Here is a 21265-nt window from a genome sequence, read left to right on the forward strand (position 1 = left end):
TCGTGCGCTCTCATTGCCCGAACACCGCCGCCTTCTGACGCTCGATGCTGCGGACCAGGCCGTCGACGTCGTTCGGGTTGCCCAGGAACTGCTGCATCGCCGGAATCATCACGACGGACGCGAAGTCGGGGCGGGTGTCCCGGTCGAGGAACTGGGTGATGGACCCCGCACCCTGGACGAGGGCGGCCGACTTCTGCACGAGCGGAGGGAAACTCGACAGATCGGCGTCACGGTGCGCGGGTATCGCCTGAGGGTCCTGCTTCGCGTACGCGACCGCGGCGTCGGCGCTGGTGAGGAAGGAGAGGAACTGCTGCGCGCCACCGAGGTTGCGCGGGTCCTTGCGCATCATGAATCCGTCCATGGGAGCCTCCACCGCCGAAGTGCCGACGGCGGAGTCGAGTTCGGGGAACGCGAAGAAGTCCAGATCCTCGCGGTCTGGCCCCGCGGGGAAGCTCTGTGCGACGAACATGCCGGCCACCAGCATGCCGACCTCCTTGTTGAGGAGTGCCTGCTGCGCCTCGGACATCTTGCGGCCCAGCGGTTGCGGCTGGTGGAACGGCAGGATCTCGCGCCACGTGTCGAACACCGACCGGACGCGGTTGTCGGTCCAGCTCACGTCGCCCGCGAGGAGGGAGCGGTGGAAGTCGACACCGTTGAGGCGCAGGTCGAGGTAGTCGAACGTGCCGAACGGCGGCCAGCCGTCGCGGACGCCGAATCCGATCGGGGTGAGTCCGTCGGCCTGCATGCGCTTGGACAGGGTCACCCATTCGTCGAACGTCTTCGGCGGCGCGTAGCCGCGCTGCTGCCAGAGGCTGGGACGGTAGAACACGGCCCACGGGTAGTAGAAGAACGGGATCAGGTACTGCTGGCCGTCGGTTCCGGTGGACGCCTCGCGGAAACTGTCGCTGAAGCCGCTGCCGTGCGCTTGCCACACCGAGCTGACGCCGTCGACGAGGCCCTTGTCGGCGAAGTACTTCATGCGGTACCCCGACATCCAGGTGAATACGTCGTCCGGGGTGCCCTGCAGGTAGTTGTTGACGTTCTCCTGGAACGAGGTGGAGTCGACGGAGTTGATCCGCACGGCGCCGCCGGTCTGCTGCTGGAACATCCCGACGACGTCCTGGACGCCGAGTTTGGCGTTCTTGTCCGACAGCCGCGATCCGAGGGTGATCACGTGGGGGTCGACACCGCTCGTGCACCCGGACAGCAGGCCCGCCGTCGACAGGGCGCCCGCGGCGCCGAGCGCGGCCTTGAGAAAGGTGCGCCGGGAGGGTTGCCACGGGTGCGGCAGCTCGTTTCGGTTCATGGTGCCCTTTTCGATTGAGTACCGGGGTGGTCGGAGTCGCTCACCACCTGATCGAAAATCGAACAACTTCGATCACTTTCGGGTGCCGTCGCCTCACGTCCTTACGTGATGCAGGTTACAAAATCACGCCGCACCGCGCATTGTCAACCAACCAGAAGTGCTTTCACCTGCGTAAGTGCAGAAATGTTCATTCGTGTTGACTTTTGAACAGGGATCGGACAGATTGTGAGCATGCACACAGCGAGCGATTCCGGCGGGCGGCACCTGCGGTGGCCGCCCCGGGGCATTTCCTTCGGCGGTGACTACAACCCCGAGCAGTGGCCGGAAGAGGTCTGGCAACGCGACGTCGAACTCATGCGCGAGGCTTGTGTCGACTTCGCCACCGTCGGCGTCTTCTCCTGGGCCCGGCTCCAGCCCACTCCGGACACGTGGGATTTCGGCTGGCTCGACCGCGTCCTCGACCTCCTGCACGACGGCGGCGTCCGCGTCGACCTGGCCACCGCGACCGCGTCCCCACCGCCGTGGCTCACGACCGCGCATCCCGAGGTCCGGCCCGTGGACGAGCGTGGCTACCGGTACGAGATCGGCAGCAGGCAGACGTGGAGCCCGAGTTCCCCGATCTACCGCGACCACTCCCTCGTCCTCGTCGAGAAGATGGCCACCCGATACGGCGGCCACCCCGCACTCGCGCTCTGGCACGTGTCGAACGAACTCGGCTGCCACAACTCACGCTGCTACTCCCCCGACAGCGCGCGGGCGTTCCGGCGGTGGCTGCAACGTCGCTACGGCGACCTCACCGAACTCAACCGGGCGTGGGGCACGACGTTCTGGAGCCAGCACTACAGCGACTGGAACGAAGTGGTGCCGCCCGCCGCGAGCACGACGTTCGGCAATCCCACGCATCTGCTGGACTGGCGCCGGTTCTGCTCGGACGCCCTCCTCGACCAGTACCTCGCCGAGCGGGAGGTGCTGCGGCGCATCACCCCCGACATCCCGGTCACCACCAACTTCATGGTGGGCATGGGCTCACCGCAGTCGCTCGCCGGCGACATGAACTACGCGCAGTGGGCACCCGAACAGGACCTGGTGTCCACCGACCACTACCTGGTGGGGCCGGCGACCGGCGACGGCGCCGCCCACCACCGGCTGTCGTTCTCGGCCGACCTGACGCGCGGTATCGCCGGCTCACGGGCGTGGCTGCTGATGGAACATTCGACGAGCGCCGTCAACTGGCAGCCGGTCAACCGGGCGAAGACACCCGGAGAGATGCTGCGCAACTCTCTCGCCCACGTCGCCCGCGGAGCGGACGGCATCGCCTTCTTCCAGTTCCGCGCATCCGACGCAGGTGCGGAGAAGTTCCATTCCGCCCTGGTTCCGCACGCGGGCACCGACTCCGCGCGATGGCGGGAAGTCGTCCAGCTCGGCGCCGTGCTGCGCCGCCTCGAACCGGTGGCCGGCAGCCGCGTCGAGGCCCCGGTGGGTGTGTTGTTCGACTGGGAGTCGCAGTGGGCGTGCGAGCAGGACGGGCACCCGTCCCGGTTGATGCAGCCCATGGCGATCGCCGAACGCGCCCACCACGCCTTCTCCGGCGTGACGTGTGACGTGATCCCCGCGGACGCCGACCTGAGCCGGTACGCCGTGGTGGTCGTTCCGGCCGTGTACCTGTGCAGCGACGACGACGCCGCGCGCATCGAGGCCGCGGCCCGCGCCGGCGCCCAGGTGCTGGTCACCGCATTCTCCGGGATCGCGGACCGTGACGATCACGTCCGGCTCGGCGGCTACCCCGGGGCGTTCCGCGACCTGCTGGGTGTCCGCACCGAGGAGTTCTTCCCGCTCGGCGCGGACGAGACCGTCGCCCTCGACGACGGCACTGCGGCCCGCATCTGGACCGAGTATCTGACGGTGTCCGAGGACGTGGAGGTACTCGCCCGCCACACCGAGGGGCACCTCCAGGGTGTGCCCGCCCTCACCCGGCGTCCGGTCGGCGACGGCGCCGCCTGGTATCTCGCCACCGTCCCCGACACGCAGGGCTGGACGAGGATCGCCGAAGCGATCTGCGCCGCAGCCGGTCTCGACCTCCACGCTGGGCAGCACGCCGACGTGGAGATCGTGCGCAGGCGGGGCGAGAACGGGTCGTGGCTGTTCGTCCTCAACCACACGACCGAGAAGGTGACCGTCGAGGCGTCCGGCACCGACCTCGTCACCGAACGGGTGGTCGACGGACCGCTCACGCTGGAACCCGGCAGCTGTGCTGTGATTCGCGAAGACAGCGCCGACACCGGCGCCCGGACCCGAAAGGCGGACGCATGATGCTCGCTCGTCAGCGCCAGCAGGTGATCCTCGACGAGGTCACCGCGCACGGTGCGGTAAAGGTCGTCGACCTCGGCGCGACACTCGGGGTCTCCGACATGACCATCCGGCGCGACATCAACGAACTCGTCGAGCAGGGTCTCGTCGAGCGGGTGCACGGCGGGGTCACCCTGCCGCGGTCGGCGAGTGTGCACGAACCGGGGTTCTCGGCGAAGTCCGAACTCGACCGCGAGGCCAAGCAGGCCATCGCCCGCGCCGCCGCCCGGCTGGTGCGCCCGGGCACGTCGGTGGGCATCTCCGGCGGCACCACCACGCACGCCCTCGCCCGCGAACTCCTCGACGTCCCCGACATCACCGTCGTCACCAATTCGCTGCCCGTCGCCGACGCGTTCCACGAGGGTGGCCGCGACGACCAGACCATCCTCCTGACCGGTGGTCAGCGCACCCCGTCATTCGCTCTGGTCGGGCCGCTCACGGTCGCCGCGCTGCGCGGTATCCACGTGGACATGCTGTTCCTGGGGACGCACGGGATGGGGATCGACTCGGGACTCACCTGCCCCAATTTGATGGAAGCACAGACCAATCAGGCGCTCGTCGCGTCGTCGCGGCGGGTCGTGGTGCTCGCCGACCACACGAAGTGGGGTGTGACCGCGTTGGCGAACACGATCCAGCTGTCCGACGTCGACATCCTCATCACCGACGCCGGGCTCGAGCGCGCCGCCCAGGAAGCTCTTGCCGACCACGTCGGCGATCTCGTGGTGACACGGGAGAACCGGGAAGGACTCGTCGATGACCGTGCGTGACGAACAGGAGGCGCGGGAGACCGGCACACGGCTCCGGATGCGCAAGACCCGGACGACCCTCGCGGACGGCCGCGAACTGATCTACTTCGACGACTCCGAGCCGTATGTGTCGGGCGGCGCCACCCGCGAACTGGTGGATTCACGGCCGCTGCCGCCGGCGGTGTCGCAGTCGCAGATGCGCTTCGACGTGCTCACCGGGGAGTGGGTGGTCATCGCCGCCCAGCGGATGGACCGCACGTTCCTGCCGCCGCCGGACGCGTCGCCGCTCGCCCCGAGCATGCCGGGCAAGGCGCCCACGGAGATTCCGGCCGACGACTACGACGTGGTGGTGTTCGAGAACCGCTTCCCGTCGCTGGCGACGGGCGCCGCCGAGCAGGACCTTCCGGACTGCGTCGACGGAGAAGCGTTGTGGCCGTTGACACCGGGGGCGGGCAGGTGCGAGGTCGTGTGCTTCACCAGCAACCCGGATGCCGCGTTCTCCACCCTGAGCGTCGACCGGGTCCGCACCGTCGTCGACGTCTGGGCCGACCGCACCGCCGACCTGTCGGCGCTGCCGGGGGTCCGGCAGGTGTTCTGCTTCGAGAACCGGGGCAAGGAAATCGGCGTCACCCTGACCCATCCGCACGGGCAGATCTACGCCTACCCGTACCTGCCGCCCCGCACGGACGCGCTGATCCGGCGCTCCCGCGAGCACTTCGAGAGCACCGGGCGACTACTGCTCGCCGATGTCCTCGACGCCGAAACACGATCCGGCAGGCGCGTGGTCCTGGCCGCCGAGCACTGGACCGCGTACGTTCCCGCCGCCTCGCGCTGGCCGCTGGAGGTGCATCTCGCACCGCACCGCGACGTCCGTGACCTCACCGAACTGTCCGACGACGAGCGCGACGAACTCGCCCACGTCTATCTCGAACTGCTGCGCCGGGTCGACCGGTTCTTCGACGGCGTCGACGCCGTGCCCTACATCGCCGCGTGGCACCAGGCGCCCGTCGGAGAGGACCGTCCGCTCGGACGCCTGCACCTGCAACTGTTCTCGATGATGCGCTCCCCCGGCCGGATGAAGTACCTGGCGGGATCCGAGTCCGGGATGGGGGCGTGGGTCAACGACACCACCCCCGAGCGCATCGCCGACCGGCTGCGGGAGGTGGCGTCGTGAGTGCGCCGCAGTGGGTCACCCCCGTCGACCCCGACGCGGTCGCAGGTACCGCCGAGGCGTTGTTCCGCAGCACGTTCGGCGGCGCCGCGGACGGCGTCTGGACTGCACCAGGCCGGGTCAACCTCATCGGTGAGCACGTCGACTACGCCGGCGGACTGGTACTGCCGTTCGCCCTCCCCTACGTGACCGTCGTCGCCGTCCGAGTGCGCGACGACGGTATCCTGCACGCCGTGTCCACGCACACCGGCGAGTCCTGGCACGGTCCGCTCGACGACGTCGCCCCGGGCCACCCGGCCGGCTGGGCCGCGTACGTCGCCGGGGTGGTGTGGGCACTACGCCGATCCGGACACCTCACGGCGGGAACCGGTTTCGACGTGGCGGTGCATTCGACGGTCCCCGTCGGCTCCGGGCTGTCGAGTTCGGCCGCGCTCGAGTGCGCGTTCGCGCTCGCCGTCGCCGACCTCGCCGGCCTGCCCACGGACGACTCCGGCCGCCGACAACTGATCACCGCGTCCATCCTCGCGGAGAACGAGATCGCCGGCGCGTCCACCGGCGGCATGGACCAGTCGGTCGCGATGCTCGCCCGCCCCGGCCACGCCCTGCTCCTCGACTGCCGCGGCGGCGCGACCCGGCACGTTCCACTCGACTTCGACGCCGCAGGCGCCCGACTGGTCGTCATCGACACCAACGCGCCGCACCGGCTGGTCGACGGCCAGTACGGCAACCGGCGCGCCACCGTCGAGAAGGCCTGCGCCGACCTCGGCGTCGCCACCCTGCGCGACGTCGCCGACGTCGACGCGGCCGTCGCGGCGCTGAGTTCCCCGGCAGCGCAGCGGGTCCGGCACGTGCTCGGCGAGATCCGTCGCGTCCGGGAGGTCGCCGACCTGCTCGACCGCGGCCGGATCACCGACATCGGCGACGCCCTGAACCGCTCGCACGCCTCGTTGCGCGACGACTACGAGGTCAGCTCCGTCGAACTCGACTCCGCCGTCGAGGCCGCCCTCGAGGCCGGCGCCTGGGGTGCGCGGATGACCGGTGGCGGCTTCGGCGGCTCCGCGATCGCCCTCGTTCCGGCCGACCGGATCGACGCCGTCGTCGAGAACGTCGCCCGACGCGCCGACACCGCCGGCCTGCCGGTCCCCCAGTTCCTGCACGCCGAGCCGTCGGGCTCGGCACACCGACTCTGAGATCCCTTCCACGACCAGGAGAACGCCATGGCACGAGTCACGTACGACGCAGCCACCAAGATGTACCCCGGCTCCGATGTGCCGGCCGTCGATTCGCTGAACCTCGACATCGAGGACGGCGAATTCCTCGTACTCGTCGGCCCCTCCGGGTGCGGCAAGTCGACGTCGCTGCGGATGCTGGCCGGTCTCGAGGACGTCGACTACGGTGCCATCCGCATCGGCGAACGCGACGTCACCGCCCTCGCACCGAAGGAACGGGACATCGCGATGGTGTTCCAGAACTACGCGCTGTACCCCCACATGACGGTCGCGAAGAACATGGGCTTCGCCCTCGAGATCGCCGGCATGGACAAGAGCGAGATCGGCCGCCGCGTCGAGGAGGCCGCGAAGATCCTCGATCTCGGCGACTACCTGAACCGCAAGCCGAAGGCACTCTCCGGTGGGCAGCGCCAGCGTGTCGCGATGGGCCGGGCGATCGTCCGCGACCCGCAGGTGTTCCTCATGGACGAACCGCTGTCGAACCTCGACGCGAAACTGCGGGTGCAGACCCGCACCCAGATCTCGCTGTTGCAGCGCCGGCTGGCCACCACCACCGTGTACGTCACCCACGACCAGGTGGAGGCCATGACCATGGGCGACCGTGTGGCCGTCATGAAAGCCGGCATCCTGCAGCAGTGCGCGAGCCCCAAGACGCTGTACGAGAAGCCGGTCAACAGCTTCGTCGCCGGGTTCATCGGGTCACCGGCCATGAACCTGTTCGAGGTCGACGTCGTGAACAGCGCCGCCCGGATCGGTTCGCTGTCGACGCCGATCGAGCGGTCGGTGCTGGGCGCCCTGGACACCGGCCGGGTCGTCGTCGGTGTCCGCCCGGAGGCGTGGACCTTGTCCGACCAGGGCACCACGGTGAAGGTCGATGTGGTCGAGGAACTCGGCGCGGACGCCTACATCTACGGGCGCATCGTCCGCGACGGCGAACTCGGCGGACACGACATCGTCGCGCGCGTCGGCGACTCCGTCTCCCCGGCCAAGGGCGAGGTGATCCGGCTGGCACCGGACCCGGCTCGCCTGCACTACTTCTCGCCGACGACAGGTGCGCGACTCGGCGACTGAGCGAACCGAGCCCCCACCGCCGAACCGAAGGAACAACAGTGAAACTTCTCGTCACCGGCGGCGCCGGTTACGTCGGCAGCGTCTGCGCCCAGCGGCTGCTCGAGTGCGGCCACACGGTCGTGATCGTCGACGACCTGTCGACCGGCAACGCCGACGCGGTGCCGGCAGGAGCGGAGTTCGTCGAGGAGGACGTCGCGAGCGCAGCCGAACGGGTTCTCGGCGGCGCGGAGTTCGATGGCGTGCTGCATTTCGCCGCCCGCTCCCTCGTCGGCGAGTCGGTGGTGACGCCGGAGACGTACTGGAACGCCAACGTCGTCAAGACCCTGACCCTGCTCGAGGCGATGCGCTCGTCCGGTACCGGCCGGCTGGTGTTCTCCTCCACCGCAGCGACGTACGGCTCTCCGGAGTCCGTGCCGATCACCGAGGAGGCACCGACCCGGCCGACCAACCCGTACGGTGCCACCAAACTGGCGATCGACCACGCGATCACGTCGTACGCGGTCGCGCACGGGCTGGCGGCGTGCAGCCTGCGCTACTTCAACGTCGCGGGCGCGTACGCCGGGCTCGGCGAGAACCGTCTCGTGGAAACACACCTGATCCCGCTGGTGCTGCAGGTCGCTGCCGGGCGACGGGACGAGATCTCGGTGTTCGGCACCGACTGGCCCACCCCGGACGGCACCGCCGTCCGCGACTACATCCACATCCGCGACCTGGCAGAGGCGCATATCCTCGCGCTCGAATCGACCCGGCCCGGAACGCACCGCGTGTACAACCTCGGCACCGGCACCGGGTTCAGTGTGCGGGAGGTGATCTCGTCCTGCGAACGCGTGACGGGCCGAACCATCGCCACCCGGGACGCCCCGCGGCGCGCCGGCGATCCGGCGGTGCTCGTCGCGTCCGGCGCACGTGTGCAGGCCGAACTGGGCTGGCGGCCGAGACACCCGGACCTCGATGAGATCGTGGCCGATGCGTGGACGTATCTGCAGTCGCTGGGCGCGCGGGAACGTTACCGTGGTGCAGTGCGGTCGTGACGAGGCGTGTGGCGCCCCGTGGACCGCGAGAAGGAGGCTGGTGTGGACGTCGCCGATTCCACGAGGCAGGGTCGGATCGTGGAGGTCCTCGTCGAGGCCTTCGCTGATCTGATGGAGGCGGACCCGAGCGCGTTTCGCACGAAGTTCCGGAAGATGGCCGCCGATCCGTTCGCCTTCTACCGGGGCAGCGCGTGCCTCTTCTATGACGATCTGCGTGACTTCGACGATCCGTGGGCGGACGAGCGCACCGGCCGGGTGTGGATTCACGGCGATCTGCATCTGGAGAATTTCGGCACGTACATGAATGCGGAGGGCACCCTCGTCTTCGACGTCAACGATTTCGACGAGGCGTACGTGGGGCCGTTCAGCTGGGATCTTCGTCGGTTCGTCGCGAGTCTCGCACTGATGGGCTGGCAGAAGGCCCTCCCCGAGAGCGATGTCCGGGCACTCGCCGACACGTACCTGCGCAGCTATGTCGAGCACGTCCTGCACTACGTGCAGCGGGAAGCGGACGAGGCGTACGCGCTGCGCCTGGACAATTCGCGCGGCGCCATCCAGGACCTGCTGCTGAGCGCGCGCCTCGCCACCCGGGTGGACCTGCTCGAGTCCGTCACGGTGATCGAGGACTACGACCGGCGTTTCCGGCGGGGCCGCGGTGTCCGCGAACTCGACGAGAAGGAACGCACGACCGTGTGCGAGGCGCTGGACACGTACATCGAGAGGGTGCCCCGCAGCAAGCGATCCGCGCGACCGGTGTTCTACCGGATCAAGGACGTGGTCGGGCGGAAGGGTTTCGGGATCGGCAGCGCCGGCCTCCCGGCGTACAACGTGCTCATCGAAGGGGCGACCCAGGCGCTCGAGAACGACATCGTGCTCTCCCTCAAGCAGGGCAATGTCGCCGCACCGAGCCGCATCGTCGACGAACCCCGGGTCCGCGACTACTTCGAGCACGAAGGCCACCGCACAGTGGTGAGTCAGCGCGCGTTACAGGTCCACACTGATCCGCTGCTCGGCTACACGGAGATCGGCGACACCGGTTTCGTGGTCGCCGAACTCTCCCCGTACGAACTGGACCTCGACTGGTCGGATCTCACCGAACCGGAGGAAATCGCGCCGGTGCTCGAGGACCTCGGCCGGGCGACGGCGAAGGTGCATTGCGTCTCCGACGAGGACAGCGACCAGACCCTGGTCACGTTCCAGACCGAGGACGCCATCCAGAACGTCGTCGACGGCAGGCTGGACGAGTTCGTCGGCGAGATCATCGACTTCGGCATCGCGTACGCCGAGGTGAGCCGCAAGGATCACCAGCTGTTCGTGAACGCCTTCCGGGAGGGCGAGATCGCGGGCGTCTCCGCGACGTAGCCGAACTACAGACGGACGGTGTTCAGTTCCTCCAGAACACCTTCCGCGCTGCGGGCCGCGACGGTGCAGGCCCTCGCGGTGAACTGGTCGAGCAACGGGTGGCGCGCCCGTTCGCGCCACTTCCGGACCGCGGCGAGGGCCCGCATCCGCTGCAACTCCACGGAGTCGTCGCCGTCGGTGCCCAATCGTTCGGCGATCTGGATCCCGAATCCGCCGATCAGGCGTTGCAACTCGGCCACGTCGTCGGCGGGCAACCCCACGTCGGTGGACCGCAGCCGCCCGAGCAGCCGCAGTTCCTGGAAACCGTGCACGTCGGAGAGCAGCCGTTCGGCCGACATCAGGATCTCACCCGCACCCGGCACCGGATGCGCCGTGAGCACCCGCTTGAGTGCCACGAGTGCCGAATGGGTCTTCAACTGATCGGCCCGCTGCCCGAACTGGATGTCGATCACCTGACGCAATTCGTCGAGGCCGCTGCGTTCCACCAGTTCCGCCGCCAGCGTCGGCGAGTCCTTGGTGCCCAACCGGATCAGGGTCACCGCCATCCGGATCCCGAAGAGCCCGAAGCGGTCTGCCAACTGAGCCCGCATCCGGGCGTCCACGGGAAGCGGACTGTCCTCACGCGCGAACCGGTCGGCCGACAGCATCGCCAGGTTCAGATCGTCCACCGGAACCTCGGCCAGATGCTGGAACGCGGTGAACTCCGCCTGACGCATCGTGCGCGCGCCGAGCGCCAGCAGACCCGCGACGGGGACGACGGCCTGACACAGCCCGGTGCGCTCGAGCTCGCCCGCGAACCGGGACGCCACCTCCTTCGCGGACATCATGGCGTCCAGGCGTCCCGCCCCCACCTCGTCGGCCCGCGACACGACACCGACCACCCCGAGCGGTCCCGATTCGTCGCCCACGTGGTCGCCAATCTGACCGAGGAACTGGACGTCGGTCGCGTTGAGCGTGCGCAGCAGGTAGACCACGGCGTCGGCGCCGGACGCCTCGTTGTCGGGTGTGAGCATCTCGAGGGTGCGGGCCGAGACGTCACGCGACAGCGAGGACGTGCCCGGGGTGTCGATGATCGTCGTGTGAGCCAGGGCGGACGACGGCCACTCCACGTCGAGGCGGTCCACCCGGTCGGCGGTGAGGTGGCCGAGGTCGAACGTGAGATGTCCGTCCCGGCGCAGCACCGGGACGTTGGCGGAACGCTGGGCGCCGCTACCGTTGTCCGGCTGGTACCAGGCCGTCACGGTGGGCGTCGACCCGCTCCGATACCAGGTGACGACGCGGGTGCACTCGGTCGCGTCGGTGGGCGCGATATCCTGCCCCACCAGGGAATTGAGCAGAGTGGACTTGCCTGCCTTCAGCGAACCGGCCAGGGCCACGCGTAGCGGTTGTTCCAGTCGCCGGGCACATTCGGTCAGCTGATCCCGAATCTCGGGTCTGCCCGCGTACAGCTGCCGGGCGGACGCGATGAGTGCCCGGGCTTCGTGAAGTGGAGCGGCCGTCATGCCGTGACCGCTCCCGCGTCGCCTGCGACGAGTTGCGCGGCTTGCTGTTTCAGTTCGGATGCGACGTGGAGATCCTTTTCGAGCTGCGCGATCCGGCGGGTCCGTTCGGTGGACTCGAGGTTCGCCGCCTCCTGCGCGCCGCGCAGCGAGTCGTTGATCGACCGCAGCGCCTGCTCGGCGATCGCGCTGAAATGATCGCGCAGCAACCGCTGGATCGACCGGAGCCGATCCTTCGACTCCTTGCCCACCTGGAAGCTGGCGTCGTCGGCGAACCGGCGGATCGCGGCCTTCGCCTCCGCACGCCGCTTCAGGATCCGGCTCTCCTTGTCTTCCCGGTACGCCTTCGTGCCGAGGAGGACTCCGGCGCCGATCGAGATCGGATTGACCAGGGCCATCCCCATCATCGTGGTGATCAGACCGAACATGAGGACGCCGCCGTACGATCCGCGCATCCCGACGAGAACCTTCTGCGTGATGCCGATGCGTCCGGCCTCGAGGTCCGCGAGCGAGGCCACCGGTTCGAGAACACCGTCGACGTTCGCGACGTCCAGGTGCGGCAGTTCGACGGCACCCGTCTCGGCGAAGTGCTGCGCCACCACCTCGGCCAGCCACAGCGCGCGGTCGTGGGCCCAGACGAAGTTGTCGCCGATCGCGGTGGCGAATTCCTGCTCGAGCCACTGACCCAGCGCGTCCCAGTCCTTGCCGGGGTCGCCCTCGTCTACGGTCTCCTCTGCCTCGCGGGTGACGCGGCGCAACCGGTCCCGGAGGTCGTGGTCGATGTCCGCGGCCAGGTCGGCTATACCGTCGCCGAGCGTCTGCTGCCACAGCGACGTCTTCTTGTGCAGCTCCTCGGCGGCGGCCTTCGCCTTCTGCAGTTCGGCGACCGCGGCCACGCCCTTCGCCGGATCACGCAGGGCGGCAAGCTCACTGCCGATCCCCAGGGTGAGATGCTCGGCCGCGGAGGACACGTCCAGCGACACGGCCCGCCGTGTGTTCGCCTCCGCCCGCGCCACCACCCGTTCGCGCAGGAACGCGTACAGGTCGACGAAACCGGATTCGGTGTTGAGTTCCTCGTCCTGCAGTCGCAGCGCGTGCGACCGCAGCACCGAGGAGATCGGGATCAGGGGAACGTCGAGACCGGCGCGCGCGAGGTGCCCGCGGTCGGCCTCGACGATCTCGCGCCAGTGCCGGTACAGGTCCGTCTTGCTGATCAGGCACGCCACCGACGGGCACAGGCTCGTGACCTGACGGATGAAACCGAGCTCCGGTTCGGTGAATTCCTGGCTGGCGTCGGAGAGAACGAACACGGCGTCCGACGCCGGAATCAGCCCGAGTGTGCTCGCGGCGTGCGGGTTGCCGGCGCCGCCCACGCCGGGTGTGTCGACCAGGACCAGACCGTCCGCGAGCAGCGGACTCGGGACGTTGACCTCCACCCGCAGCACCTCCCGGCCTTCGGCGCGGGGCGAGGCCGGCGTGATGCCGTTCAGCTCGTCGAGCGGAAGAGGAACCCGGATCGGGTCGGCGCCCGGATCGGCGAGGAGCAGTTCCGCCGACGCCGTCTCGGCGTTCTGGACGACGGTCGGGATCGCGGTGGTCTCGTCGTCACCCACCGAGCACACGGTGAGGTTGAGAAGGGAGTTCACGAACTGGCTCTTGCCCTGCTTGAGCGGTCCGACCACCACGATCCGCATCCGCGGGTCCTGCACCCGGGTCCGGGCCGAGTCCAGGCGCTGCGCCAGATCGCCGCGACCGAACCTCTTCGCCACGTCCAGGGCCTGCTCGAGCAACGCCGTCATCGACTGGGACCCGGCTGGACTCTTCTTGGCGGCTGCACTGTCCATGAGCTTCGTTGACCCGCAATTCTTCCGACCTCTGCGCGGACACCTGTTCGGTGCGCCGACACCCGACTGTGTGAAACAGCCCCGCACGCATAACGCGTCCGGGGCTGATTTCGTTACATCGTACGGCGGTTCCGGCCGCCCCGTCTGGGGGATGCCGGAACCGCCGTCTCATCACGGCTCGAGGTGATCGACCACGTCCGTGACGTCGTGCGTCGTGGCCACCGAGGAGTCGGTGTCGCCGAACAGCGAGCCGTCGGTGTCCGCGTGCAGGCCCGAGTCGGCGCCGAACGCGTTGTCCGCGTCGATCGACGACCAGGTGTCGGCTCCGGTGTCGACGGCACCGCCCAGGGTGGATCCGAGGCCGCCTGCGATCGAACCGGTGGTGTCGGCCACGACCCCGCCGACCGCACCGAGGTCGGCCGAACCGTCCGTGGTCGCGTCCGCGTCGGCGGAACCGCCTGCCGACGCTCCACCCTCGACCGAACCGCCGGCGGACGCTCCACCGTCGACCGCTCCGCCCACTGCGGCTCCACCGTCGACCGCTCCGCCGACCGCACCGTCGAGTGCGCCTCCGACCGAGGTGCCGAGCGATCCGAGGCCACCGACGCCACCGGACAATCCGGCGCCGAGACCGGCGACCGCGTCGGTGGTGGCGTCCAGGCCACCGGTCAGACCGGCAGTGGCGTCGACCGCGCTGTCCAGGCCGCCTTCGACTCCACCGGCCACGTCGCCGCCGATTCCGGCCGCGGCATCCACGGTGCCGCCGAGGCTTCCGCCGACATTCGCAGCCGTGTCCAGAGCGCCACCGACGGTGCCGCCCAGGTTGGCCGCCGTGTCCAGGACGCCACCGAGATTCGCGTCCACGTTCGCACCGGCGTCGGCGACCGCGCCGACCGAGGCGCCGGCCTCACCCACCGCGTCGACGGCACCGCCGACGCTGCCGGTCAGTGCCGAGCCGAGGCCCGCACCGGTTTCGAAGATTCCACCCAGACCACCGGTGAGGCCGCTGGTCAGACCGGCGCCCAGGCCACCCGCCGTGTCCAGTCCGCCGACCAGGTTGGTTCCGAGGCTGCCGCCCAGGTCCGCTCCGGCGTCGGCAACCGCACCGACACCCGCCGCGACACCGGCACCGATGCCGGCCGCGGCGTCCGCGCCGCCCGCGACGCCGCCACCGACCGCGCCGCCCACGTTGCCCGTGACGTCACTGCCCACGTCGAGCAGTCCGCCGAGTGCGCCGTCGATGCCGCCCGTCAGGCCACCCGCGAGATCGGTGCCCGCGTCGAGCGCACCGTCCAGGGCGCCGCCCACGCCGGCTGCGGCGCCGAGTCCGAGGTCGGCGTCCAGAGCGGAGTCGAGATCGAGTCCGCCACCGGCCTCCAGCACCGTCTCCAGTGCGGAACCGAGGGTCGCGCTGAGGTCACCGTCGGCTCCGAGGACGCCGCCGAGAGCGGTGCCCAGCGTGCTGCCGATGCTTCCCTCCGCGCCGAGAACGCTGTCGAGGTCGAGGGCGCCGCCGGTCTCCAGCGCACCGCCGAGCACTCCGCCCAGGGCCGCGCCGAGGTCTGCGCCCGCACCGCCACCGACGCCGAACGCACCGCCGAGCAGCCCGCCCAGGTCGGTCACGCCGCCGAGGTCGACTCCGCCGTCCGCGCCGAGCACGGCATCCAGCGCCGCACCGAGACCGGCGGTGGCGTCACCGTCGACTCCGAGCACCCCGCCGAGCGCGCCGCTGATGGTGGTGCCCAGGTCGGCGCCGGTGTCGAGGACACCGCCCAGCCCGAGGCCGCTCTCCAGGGCGCCGCCCAGGACCGTGCCCAGATTCGCGCCTGCCTCGCCGCCCAGCCCGAGGGCTCCGCTCAGCGCCGTCGTCAGCTCCGACGTCAGTTCTCCGCCGAGACCGAGGTCGGCGCCCAGTCCGCCGTCCAGCAGACCGCCCAGGTCGATGTCCGTCACGCCGCCTGCGCCGAGCACGGCGTCGAGGGTGCTGCCCAGTTCCGCGGCCAGGCCGCCGTCCAGGCCGAGGGCTCCGCCCAGGACCGTGCCGAGTGCGGCGTCCAATCCCAGTCCGCTGTCGAGTGCGCCGGACAGGGCGCCGCCGAGGCCACCCTCCAGATCGAGGGCGCCGCCGAGCAGACCACCCAGGGCTCCACCGAGATCGCCGCTGACGTCACCGCCCGCGCCGAGGACGCCACCGAGGATGCCGCTCAGCGCGCCACCGAGGTCGCCGTCGGCACCGAGAACGGCGCCGAGGTCGAGGCCGCCACCGGCACCGAGAACGGCGTCCAGCGCGGTACCCAGACCGGCCGTGAGGTCGCCGCCTACTCCGAGTTCACCGCCGAGCAGTCCGCTCAGCGCACCGCCGAGGCTGCCGCCCGCACCGAGGATCGCGTCGAGGTCCAGTCCGCCGCCCAGGTCCGCGATCGAACCGAGGGTCGCGCCGAGTGCGCCACCGAGGTCTGCGCTGAGGTCACCGCCCGCACCGAGGACGCCACCGAGAGCGCCACCGAGGATTCCGCCGAGGTCGGTGCCGAGGACTCCGCCGAGCGAGCCGGCAACGTCACCGAGCAGTTCACCGCCGAGCAAGCCTTCGAGGGCGGCGCCCAGTCCGCCACCGGCGCCGATCGCCGCGTCGAGGGCACCGCCCAGCGCGCCGCCGAGACCGGCGTCGACTCCGAGCACGCCGCCGAGGGTCGTTCCGAGCACGCCACCGAGGTCGAGGCCGCCACCGAGTCCGGCGAGGATGTCACCGTCCAGGCTGCCGCCGAGGTCGACGACGCTTCCGAGGGCGGCACCGAGAGCCGCACCCAGCTCGGCGCCCAGGTCGCCGCCGATCGACAGTGCGGGGGCGAGGATCCCGGTGAGACCACCGGCCACGTCGACCACCGGCAGGGCCGTGATCGCCGCGGTGAGGGTGGTGGCAAGCTGTGCGGTCAGGTCGGCGCCCAGTCCGAGGGCACCTCCGAGGGCTCCGCTGATCGCGGCGCCGATGTCGAGGGCACTACCGAGGTCGAGACCACCGGTGAGGGAGAGTGCTGCGTCGAGGGCCGCACCCAGCGCGGCGCCGAGCTGCGCACCGATCTCGCCGCCGATCTCCAGGGCCGCGCCGAGTGCTGCGCTCAGGCCGGCGGCCAGTTCCGCGGCGAAGTCGAAGTCGCCGCCCAGGCCGGCACCGAGACCGAGGCCTGCGCCGGCACCGAGACCGACCGCACCGCCGAGACCGCCGCCGAGACCGAGGCCGGCGCCCAGGCCGCCACCGACACCTGCGCCGATACCGCCCGCGACGTCACCGGCGACGTCGGCACCGGCGTTGACGATCGCGGCCAGGTCGGCCCCGCCGCCTGCGAACAGTCCCGACTCCGCGACCAGGGGAGCGACGGACACGATGTCCGCGTGGCTCACGCCCTGCAGGCCGGCGGCGCACAGCGCCTCGGTCGGGTTTGCGCAGTAGGCAGCCGCAGCCTGCTCGTCGCGAAGAAGGCCGAGGATGAAGTCGAGGACGGCGTTGGTAGCCATGGCAGCTCTCCTGTAGTCGAGGTTCGGGGAGTTCGGGTGGCCACCACAACTGCTGTGACGGCGAGTGAAATACACGTTATGGATCGGCGGGCCCCTTCCCAACGGGGCGGCGCCCCCTACTCGGGGACCCCGGTATCGGGGATCTCCCATCGGGGGCCGGGTCCTCCCCGTTAGGGGATAGGGGGCCATTAGGGGATCGGCCCCGTAACTGCCGTCGACCAGCGGCGTCGCGTAACGAAACGGCCGCCATCCGCGACAATTCGAGTGACCACGACGGCATCGGCCGTTACATACGACGGCGGCACCGTCCGCCTGACGCAGGCGGCGTGACGCCCGCCCGGACCACAGGAGTGGAACATGGCTGCAGCGCTCGGCATCGGTGTCGGATCGGTCAATACGGTGGCCGCCGTCGACACGGACGGGGCGAGCGTGACGGATGCCGCCGACCTCACCGTCCTGTCCCGCGCAAGTGTTCTCCACCTCTCCCCCGACCGCGCACCCGTCCTCGGCGACGACACGAGCGAACCGGACGCGGTAACGGTGTCCGACTTCGCGAACCGGGTGGGCGACCCGGTCGGGATCCTCACCGACGACGGTTCGACCTACTCCGGTGAAGACCTGGTGGCTACCGCCGTGAGCTGCATCGTGCACCAGGCCGCGTCGGGTCGGCACGGCCTCCCGACCACCGTCGTCGCCCACCCGACCGTCTGGCCGCCGTACACCGTCGGTGTCCTCGCCGACGCGCTCGAGCAGGCCGGCGTCACGGGTGCCACCCTGGTGTCGGAGGCGCAGGCGGTGATGACGTGGCTCGAACGGACCCGCGGCACCCTCGGCGACGCGTTGACCGTCATCTACGACCTCGGCGGCACCTCGCTCGACATCACCCTCTTCCGTTCGGACGCACACGGCACGGAGACCGGCGTCCTCGGCAAGCCGGTGCGGTCCGAGGACTTCGGTGGCGCCCACTTCGACCACGCCACCATGCAGTACGTCCTCGGCAACGTCGCCGAGGAGTTCGGCGACATCGACCCGTTCGCCCCCGACACGGTCGCCGCCCTGACCCGGCTGCGGACCCGCTGCACCGCGGCGAAGGAGGCCCTGTCGTCCGACACCGAGGCCACCATCGGCATCGAGCTGCCCGGCATCTCCACCGACGTGCGACTCGTCCGCTCGGAACTCGAAGACCTCATCCGCGAGTCCCTGCAGGAATCGGTGACGCTGGTGCGCGAGAGCATCCACGCCGCCGGCCTCGAATCCAGCGACGTCACCCAGGTGATGCTCACCGGCGGCAGCGCCGCGATCCCGCTGGTCGCCGAACTGCTGTCGGCGGAACTGCGTGTTCCCGTCGTCGCGGCCGAACGTCCGGGCCATACCGCGGCCCTGGGCGCCGCCCTGCTCGCCGCCGACGACGATGCGGGACGCGCCGCCGCCCCGACCGTCGCGCGGATGCCGGTCGTCGTGCCCACCGCGGCACCGGTGACGGCAGCGCCCGCCGCCGCGCCGACCGTCGAGCCGGACGCCGAGACCGTCGTCCTCGCCGCCCGCACCCCCGCACCGACCCTCACCGAGCCCGCCGCCACCGGCATGTCGCGGAAGAAGAAGGCCGGGATCATCACCGCCTCCGCCGCGGCCATCGCCCTGCTCGCCGCGGGTGGGCTGTCGCTCGGCACCGCCCTCGACATCGCACCGTCGTCCGGCTCGGGTTCCACCACCTCGCAGTCGTCGAGCACGTCGGCGGGCGCGGCATCCACGTCCGGTGTTCCTGCCGAGGCCGCCGCGACGGGCGCCACCACTCCCGGCACCGAGGCGGCGGGCATCGCCGCCGCGACCGGTGTCCCCGGCACCGCCGCCGGCGTCGCCACCCCGGTCGCCGCACCCGGCACCGTCCCACCCGGCACCGTGGCACCGGCCGCGGCCGCACCGGTTGCCGCAGCTCCCGGTACTGCACCGGCTCCCGCGGCCGAAGCACCCGCACCTGCCCCTGCTCCCGCCCCGGCCCCCGCTCCGGCCCCGAGCGTTCCCCAGACCGACGGCGGCGCCGCGATCGCCAACACCATCGTCGGCGGAGCCGGCGCGGTGGGTGACACCGTCAACGGAGTGGGCGACACGGTCGGCGGCGTCGTCGGCGGAGTCACCGGCCTGGTGCCCGGCGTCCTCGGCAACGGCGGATAGGGCGCCGGTGTCCACGCTGCCCTCACCGCTTCCTCCCACGGAACTCGCGGAGCTCGACGGCCCCCAACTGTCCGCTCTCGCACTGGTTCTGCTCGGCAGCGACCTCGACGAGATCGTGGTCGCCCGAGTACTCGACATCGAACCCGCTAGTGCCCGTGCCGCCGTGGACGCGCTCCGCGCGGACGGCTGGGTCGACGAACGGGACACGCTGGTTCACGCGGACCGCACGCATCTCACGACGACGCTCGGCGAGAACCGGCTGAACACGCTCGCTCGCCGCCTGCTCACCCATCACGTCGACAGCGGAACGCTCACGCTGCCCGTCGCCCGCGCAGTCGCCGCGACCGGCATACCGAGTGACGAACTGAGCCGATTCCTCTGCGCCCAGGCCGAACTCGCCGAGCCGGCCACCGCCGTCGCACTGTATGCCGAAGCCGGCCGGGCCGGCAGGCTCGGCGACACCGCCGTCGTCGCATACGCCGAGGCCTGCGCCCTGAACGGCGACCTCGACACCGCGGTCGGGCTGGCCGATTCGGTCCTCGAACGGTCCGGCACCGTCGACGATGCGGAACTCGCTGCGGCGGTCAGGATTTCGGCCGCCGGCGCCGCGTTCTGCGGCATGATCGATCGCAGCGCCGAACTGTACGCCTGGCTCGGCGCGGACCGGGCCGGCGCCGACGCCTCCCTCGCCGCCTCCGTCCTGGTGGTCGCGGGGCGACTCGACGACGCCGAAGCCCTCCTCTCGACGAGCGCGGGCGCACCCCCCACCGCCGCCACCGCCGGCGCCGCACTCGTCGCGACCGGACTCGTCCAGTCGGTGACCGCGTCCGCAAACGCGGCACTGAACTCGCTGACGCGTGCGCTGTCCCTGCCCGGTCGCGCGTCCCGGCCACGGGTGCTGCCCGACTCCCCCGCCGCGATCACCGCCCTCGCCGCGCTCCACTGCGGCGAACTCGCCCACGCGGACGCCGTCCTCGCCCGGGCACGGGAAGCCGAACAGCCCGGCAGTGTCACCGCGAACCGGCATCAGCTGCTCACCGCCTGGACGTCCATGGTCCGCGGCGACCTCGCCGCGGCGCAGTCCCGGCTCGACGGCCTCGACGCCGCGTCGATGCGGCAACGTGACCTGCTGTTCGTCCACGGTCTGCGGGTCGGGCTGGCCCGGCGCACCGGCGACAATGCGGCACTGCTCCAGGCCTGGGCGGGCGCGCAGGGGGTGCTCGCCGAGTACTCGGTGGACCTGCTGAGCCTGCTGCCGCTCGGCGAACTGTGGCTGACGTCGATCCGGGTCGGCGAACCCGCGCGGATCACCCACCTCGTCGAGGACGCGCAGTCGTTGCTGCGGACGCTCGGCGAGCCGGCGATGTGGGGATCGGCGCTGCACTGGTACGGCGTGCAGGCCTCGATCCTCGCCGAATGCCCCGCAGACCTGATGCCCCACGCCCGCGCGCTCGGCGAGGCCGCCAAGGTCAGCACGTACGCGTCCGGGCTCGCCACCGCCGGTCGCGCCTGGCTGCGTGTGCTGCAGGGCGACATCGACGCCGCATCCGTCGAGGACGCGGCCCGCACCCTCGACCGGATCGGCCTGCCGTGGGACGGTGCGCGCCTCGCGGGTGAAGCCGCGCTGCGTGCGTCCGACACGCGGGTCGCGACCACTCTGCTCCAGGTCGCGAGGGCCCTGCGACAGCCGACGTCCGCGGGCAACGGCACCGACTCCGCGGTCGTGTCGAGTCCGAGCACGCCGGGATCGCTCACCGACCGTGAGGCCGAGGTGGCCGAATTGCTCGTCCAGGGGCTGACGTACCGGGAGATCGGATCACGCCTCTACATCTCCGCCAAGACGATCGAGCACCATGTGGCCCGGATCCGGCGGCGGCTGGGCGCCGGGTCGCGGTCGGAGCTGCTGTCGATGCTGCGTGCGATGGGCCACGGGTATTCCGCCGACTCCTGACCCGTGAGTACTTATTAACCGCGG

13 protein-coding genes are annotated in these 21265 nt (G+C 70.7%); 9 read left to right on the plus strand and 4 right to left on the minus strand.

Annotated features, from left to right (window positions below):
* Nucleotides 1-10: 10 nt before the first annotated feature.
* Entirely contained in the window at nt 11-1306 is a 1296-nt protein-coding gene (locus GO592_RS22335) for an ABC transporter substrate-binding protein (RefSeq protein WP_007299788.1), read from the minus strand.
* A 231-nt stretch (nt 1307-1537) separates the two neighbouring features.
* On the opposite strand from GO592_RS22335, the gene GO592_RS22340 reads away from it, so the two are divergent.
* Genes GO592_RS22340 through GO592_RS22370 form a run of 7 tightly spaced genes read left to right on the plus strand, consistent with a single transcriptional unit; the run spans nt 1538 to nt 10262 of the window.
* Nucleotides 1538-3616 carry a beta-galactosidase gene (locus GO592_RS22340; protein WP_007299789.1) on the plus strand — a complete coding sequence of 693 codons (2079 nt, stop codon included), beginning with the start codon at nt 1538-1540 and terminating at the stop codon, nt 3614-3616.
* A complete protein-coding gene (locus GO592_RS22345; protein WP_082325002.1) occupies nt 3613-4419 on the plus strand; it encodes a DeoR/GlpR family DNA-binding transcription regulator in 807 nt (268 codons plus the stop codon). Before GO592_RS22340 ends, GO592_RS22345 begins: the two co-directional genes overlap by 4 nt.
* Nucleotides 4406-5572, plus strand: a complete 1167-nt coding sequence (galT, locus tag GO592_RS22350; protein ID WP_007299791.1) for a galactose-1-phosphate uridylyltransferase — start codon at nt 4406-4408, stop codon at nt 5570-5572. Before GO592_RS22345 ends, galT begins: the two co-directional genes overlap by 14 nt.
* A complete protein-coding gene (galK, locus tag GO592_RS22355) occupies nt 5569-6759 on the plus strand; it encodes a galactokinase (protein WP_005256762.1) in 1191 nt (396 codons plus the stop codon). Before galT ends, galK begins: the two co-directional genes overlap by 4 nt.
* A gap of 27 nt (nt 6760-6786) precedes the next feature.
* On the plus strand, nt 6787-7869 hold the full coding sequence (locus GO592_RS22360) for an ABC transporter ATP-binding protein (RefSeq protein ID WP_007299792.1): 1083 nt from the start codon (nt 6787-6789) through the stop codon (nt 7867-7869).
* 38 nt (nt 7870-7907) lie between these two features.
* The gene (gene galE / locus GO592_RS22365) at nt 7908-8900 is read left to right on the plus strand and encodes a UDP-glucose 4-epimerase GalE (protein WP_007299793.1); all 993 of its coding nucleotides are present in this window, start codon (nt 7908-7910) and stop codon (nt 8898-8900) included.
* Nucleotides 8901-8942: 42 nt separating this feature from the next.
* Nucleotides 8943-10262, plus strand: coding sequence for a DUF2252 domain-containing protein (locus GO592_RS22370; RefSeq protein WP_039952543.1), 1320 nt, complete (start codon nt 8943-8945; stop codon nt 10260-10262).
* Nucleotides 10263-10267: 5 nt separating this feature from the next.
* On the opposite strand, the gene GO592_RS22375 is transcribed toward GO592_RS22370, so the two are convergent.
* The 3 genes from GO592_RS22375 to GO592_RS22385 form a co-directional block, all read right to left on the minus strand.
* Nucleotides 10268-11764 carry a dynamin family protein gene (locus tag GO592_RS22375; protein ID WP_007299795.1) on the minus strand — a complete coding sequence of 499 codons (1497 nt, stop codon included), beginning with the start codon at nt 11762-11764 and terminating at the stop codon, nt 10268-10270.
* The gene (locus GO592_RS22380) at nt 11761-13605 is read right to left on the minus strand and encodes a dynamin family protein (RefSeq protein WP_007299796.1); all 1845 of its coding nucleotides are present in this window, start codon (nt 13603-13605) and stop codon (nt 11761-11763) included. Before GO592_RS22380 ends, GO592_RS22375 begins: the two co-directional genes overlap by 4 nt.
* 171 nt (nt 13606-13776) lie before the next feature.
* Nucleotides 13777-17118 carry an IniB N-terminal domain-containing protein gene (locus GO592_RS22385; protein ID WP_007299797.1) on the minus strand — a complete coding sequence of 1114 codons (3342 nt, stop codon included), beginning with the start codon at nt 17116-17118 and terminating at the stop codon, nt 13777-13779.
* Between the two features lie 357 nt (nt 17119-17475).
* On the opposite strand from GO592_RS22385, the gene GO592_RS22390 reads away from it, so the two are divergent.
* Both GO592_RS22390 and GO592_RS22395 read left to right on the plus strand, forming a co-directional pair.
* The gene (locus GO592_RS22390; RefSeq protein ID WP_007299798.1) at nt 17476-19290 is read left to right on the plus strand and encodes an Hsp70 family protein; all 1815 of its coding nucleotides are present in this window, start codon (nt 17476-17478) and stop codon (nt 19288-19290) included.
* Between the two features lie 7 nt (nt 19291-19297).
* Nucleotides 19298-21241 carry a LuxR C-terminal-related transcriptional regulator gene (locus tag GO592_RS22395; RefSeq protein ID WP_007299799.1) on the plus strand — a complete coding sequence of 648 codons (1944 nt, stop codon included), beginning with the start codon at nt 19298-19300 and terminating at the stop codon, nt 21239-21241.
* Nucleotides 21242-21265 lie beyond the last annotated feature (24 nt).

The sequence above is a fragment of the Rhodococcus sp. 21391 genome, from assembly GCF_016772255.1.
GTDB classification, from domain to species: domain Bacteria; phylum Actinomycetota; class Actinomycetes; order Mycobacteriales; family Mycobacteriaceae; genus Rhodococcus_F; species Rhodococcus_F opacus.

Excerpts from the sequence above, each read along its gene's own strand:
- GO592_RS22335 (WP_007299788.1), bottom strand. The coding sequence starts at position 1,306 with ATGAACCGAAACGAGCTGCCGCACCCGTGGCAACCCTCCCGGCGCACC.
- GO592_RS22340 (WP_007299789.1), top strand. The coding sequence starts at position 1,538 with ATGCACACAGCGAGCGATTCCGGCGGGCGGCACCTGCGGTGGCCGCCC.
- GO592_RS22345 (WP_082325002.1), top strand. The coding sequence starts at position 3,613 with ATGATGCTCGCTCGTCAGCGCCAGCAGGTGATCCTCGACGAGGTCACC.
- galT (WP_007299791.1), top strand. The coding sequence starts at position 4,406 with ATGACCGTGCGTGACGAACAGGAGGCGCGGGAGACCGGCACACGGCTC.
- GO592_RS22360 (WP_007299792.1), top strand. The coding sequence starts at position 6,787 with ATGGCACGAGTCACGTACGACGCAGCCACCAAGATGTACCCCGGCTCC.
- GO592_RS22375 (WP_007299795.1), bottom strand. The coding sequence starts at position 11,764 with ATGACGGCCGCTCCACTTCACGAAGCCCGGGCACTCATCGCGTCCGCC.
- GO592_RS22380 (WP_007299796.1), bottom strand. The coding sequence starts at position 13,605 with ATGGACAGTGCAGCCGCCAAGAAGAGTCCAGCCGGGTCCCAGTCGATG.
- GO592_RS22385 (WP_007299797.1), bottom strand. The coding sequence starts at position 17,118 with ATGGCTACCAACGCCGTCCTCGACTTCATCCTCGGCCTTCTTCGCGAC.
- GO592_RS22390 (WP_007299798.1), top strand. The coding sequence starts at position 17,476 with ATGGCTGCAGCGCTCGGCATCGGTGTCGGATCGGTCAATACGGTGGCC.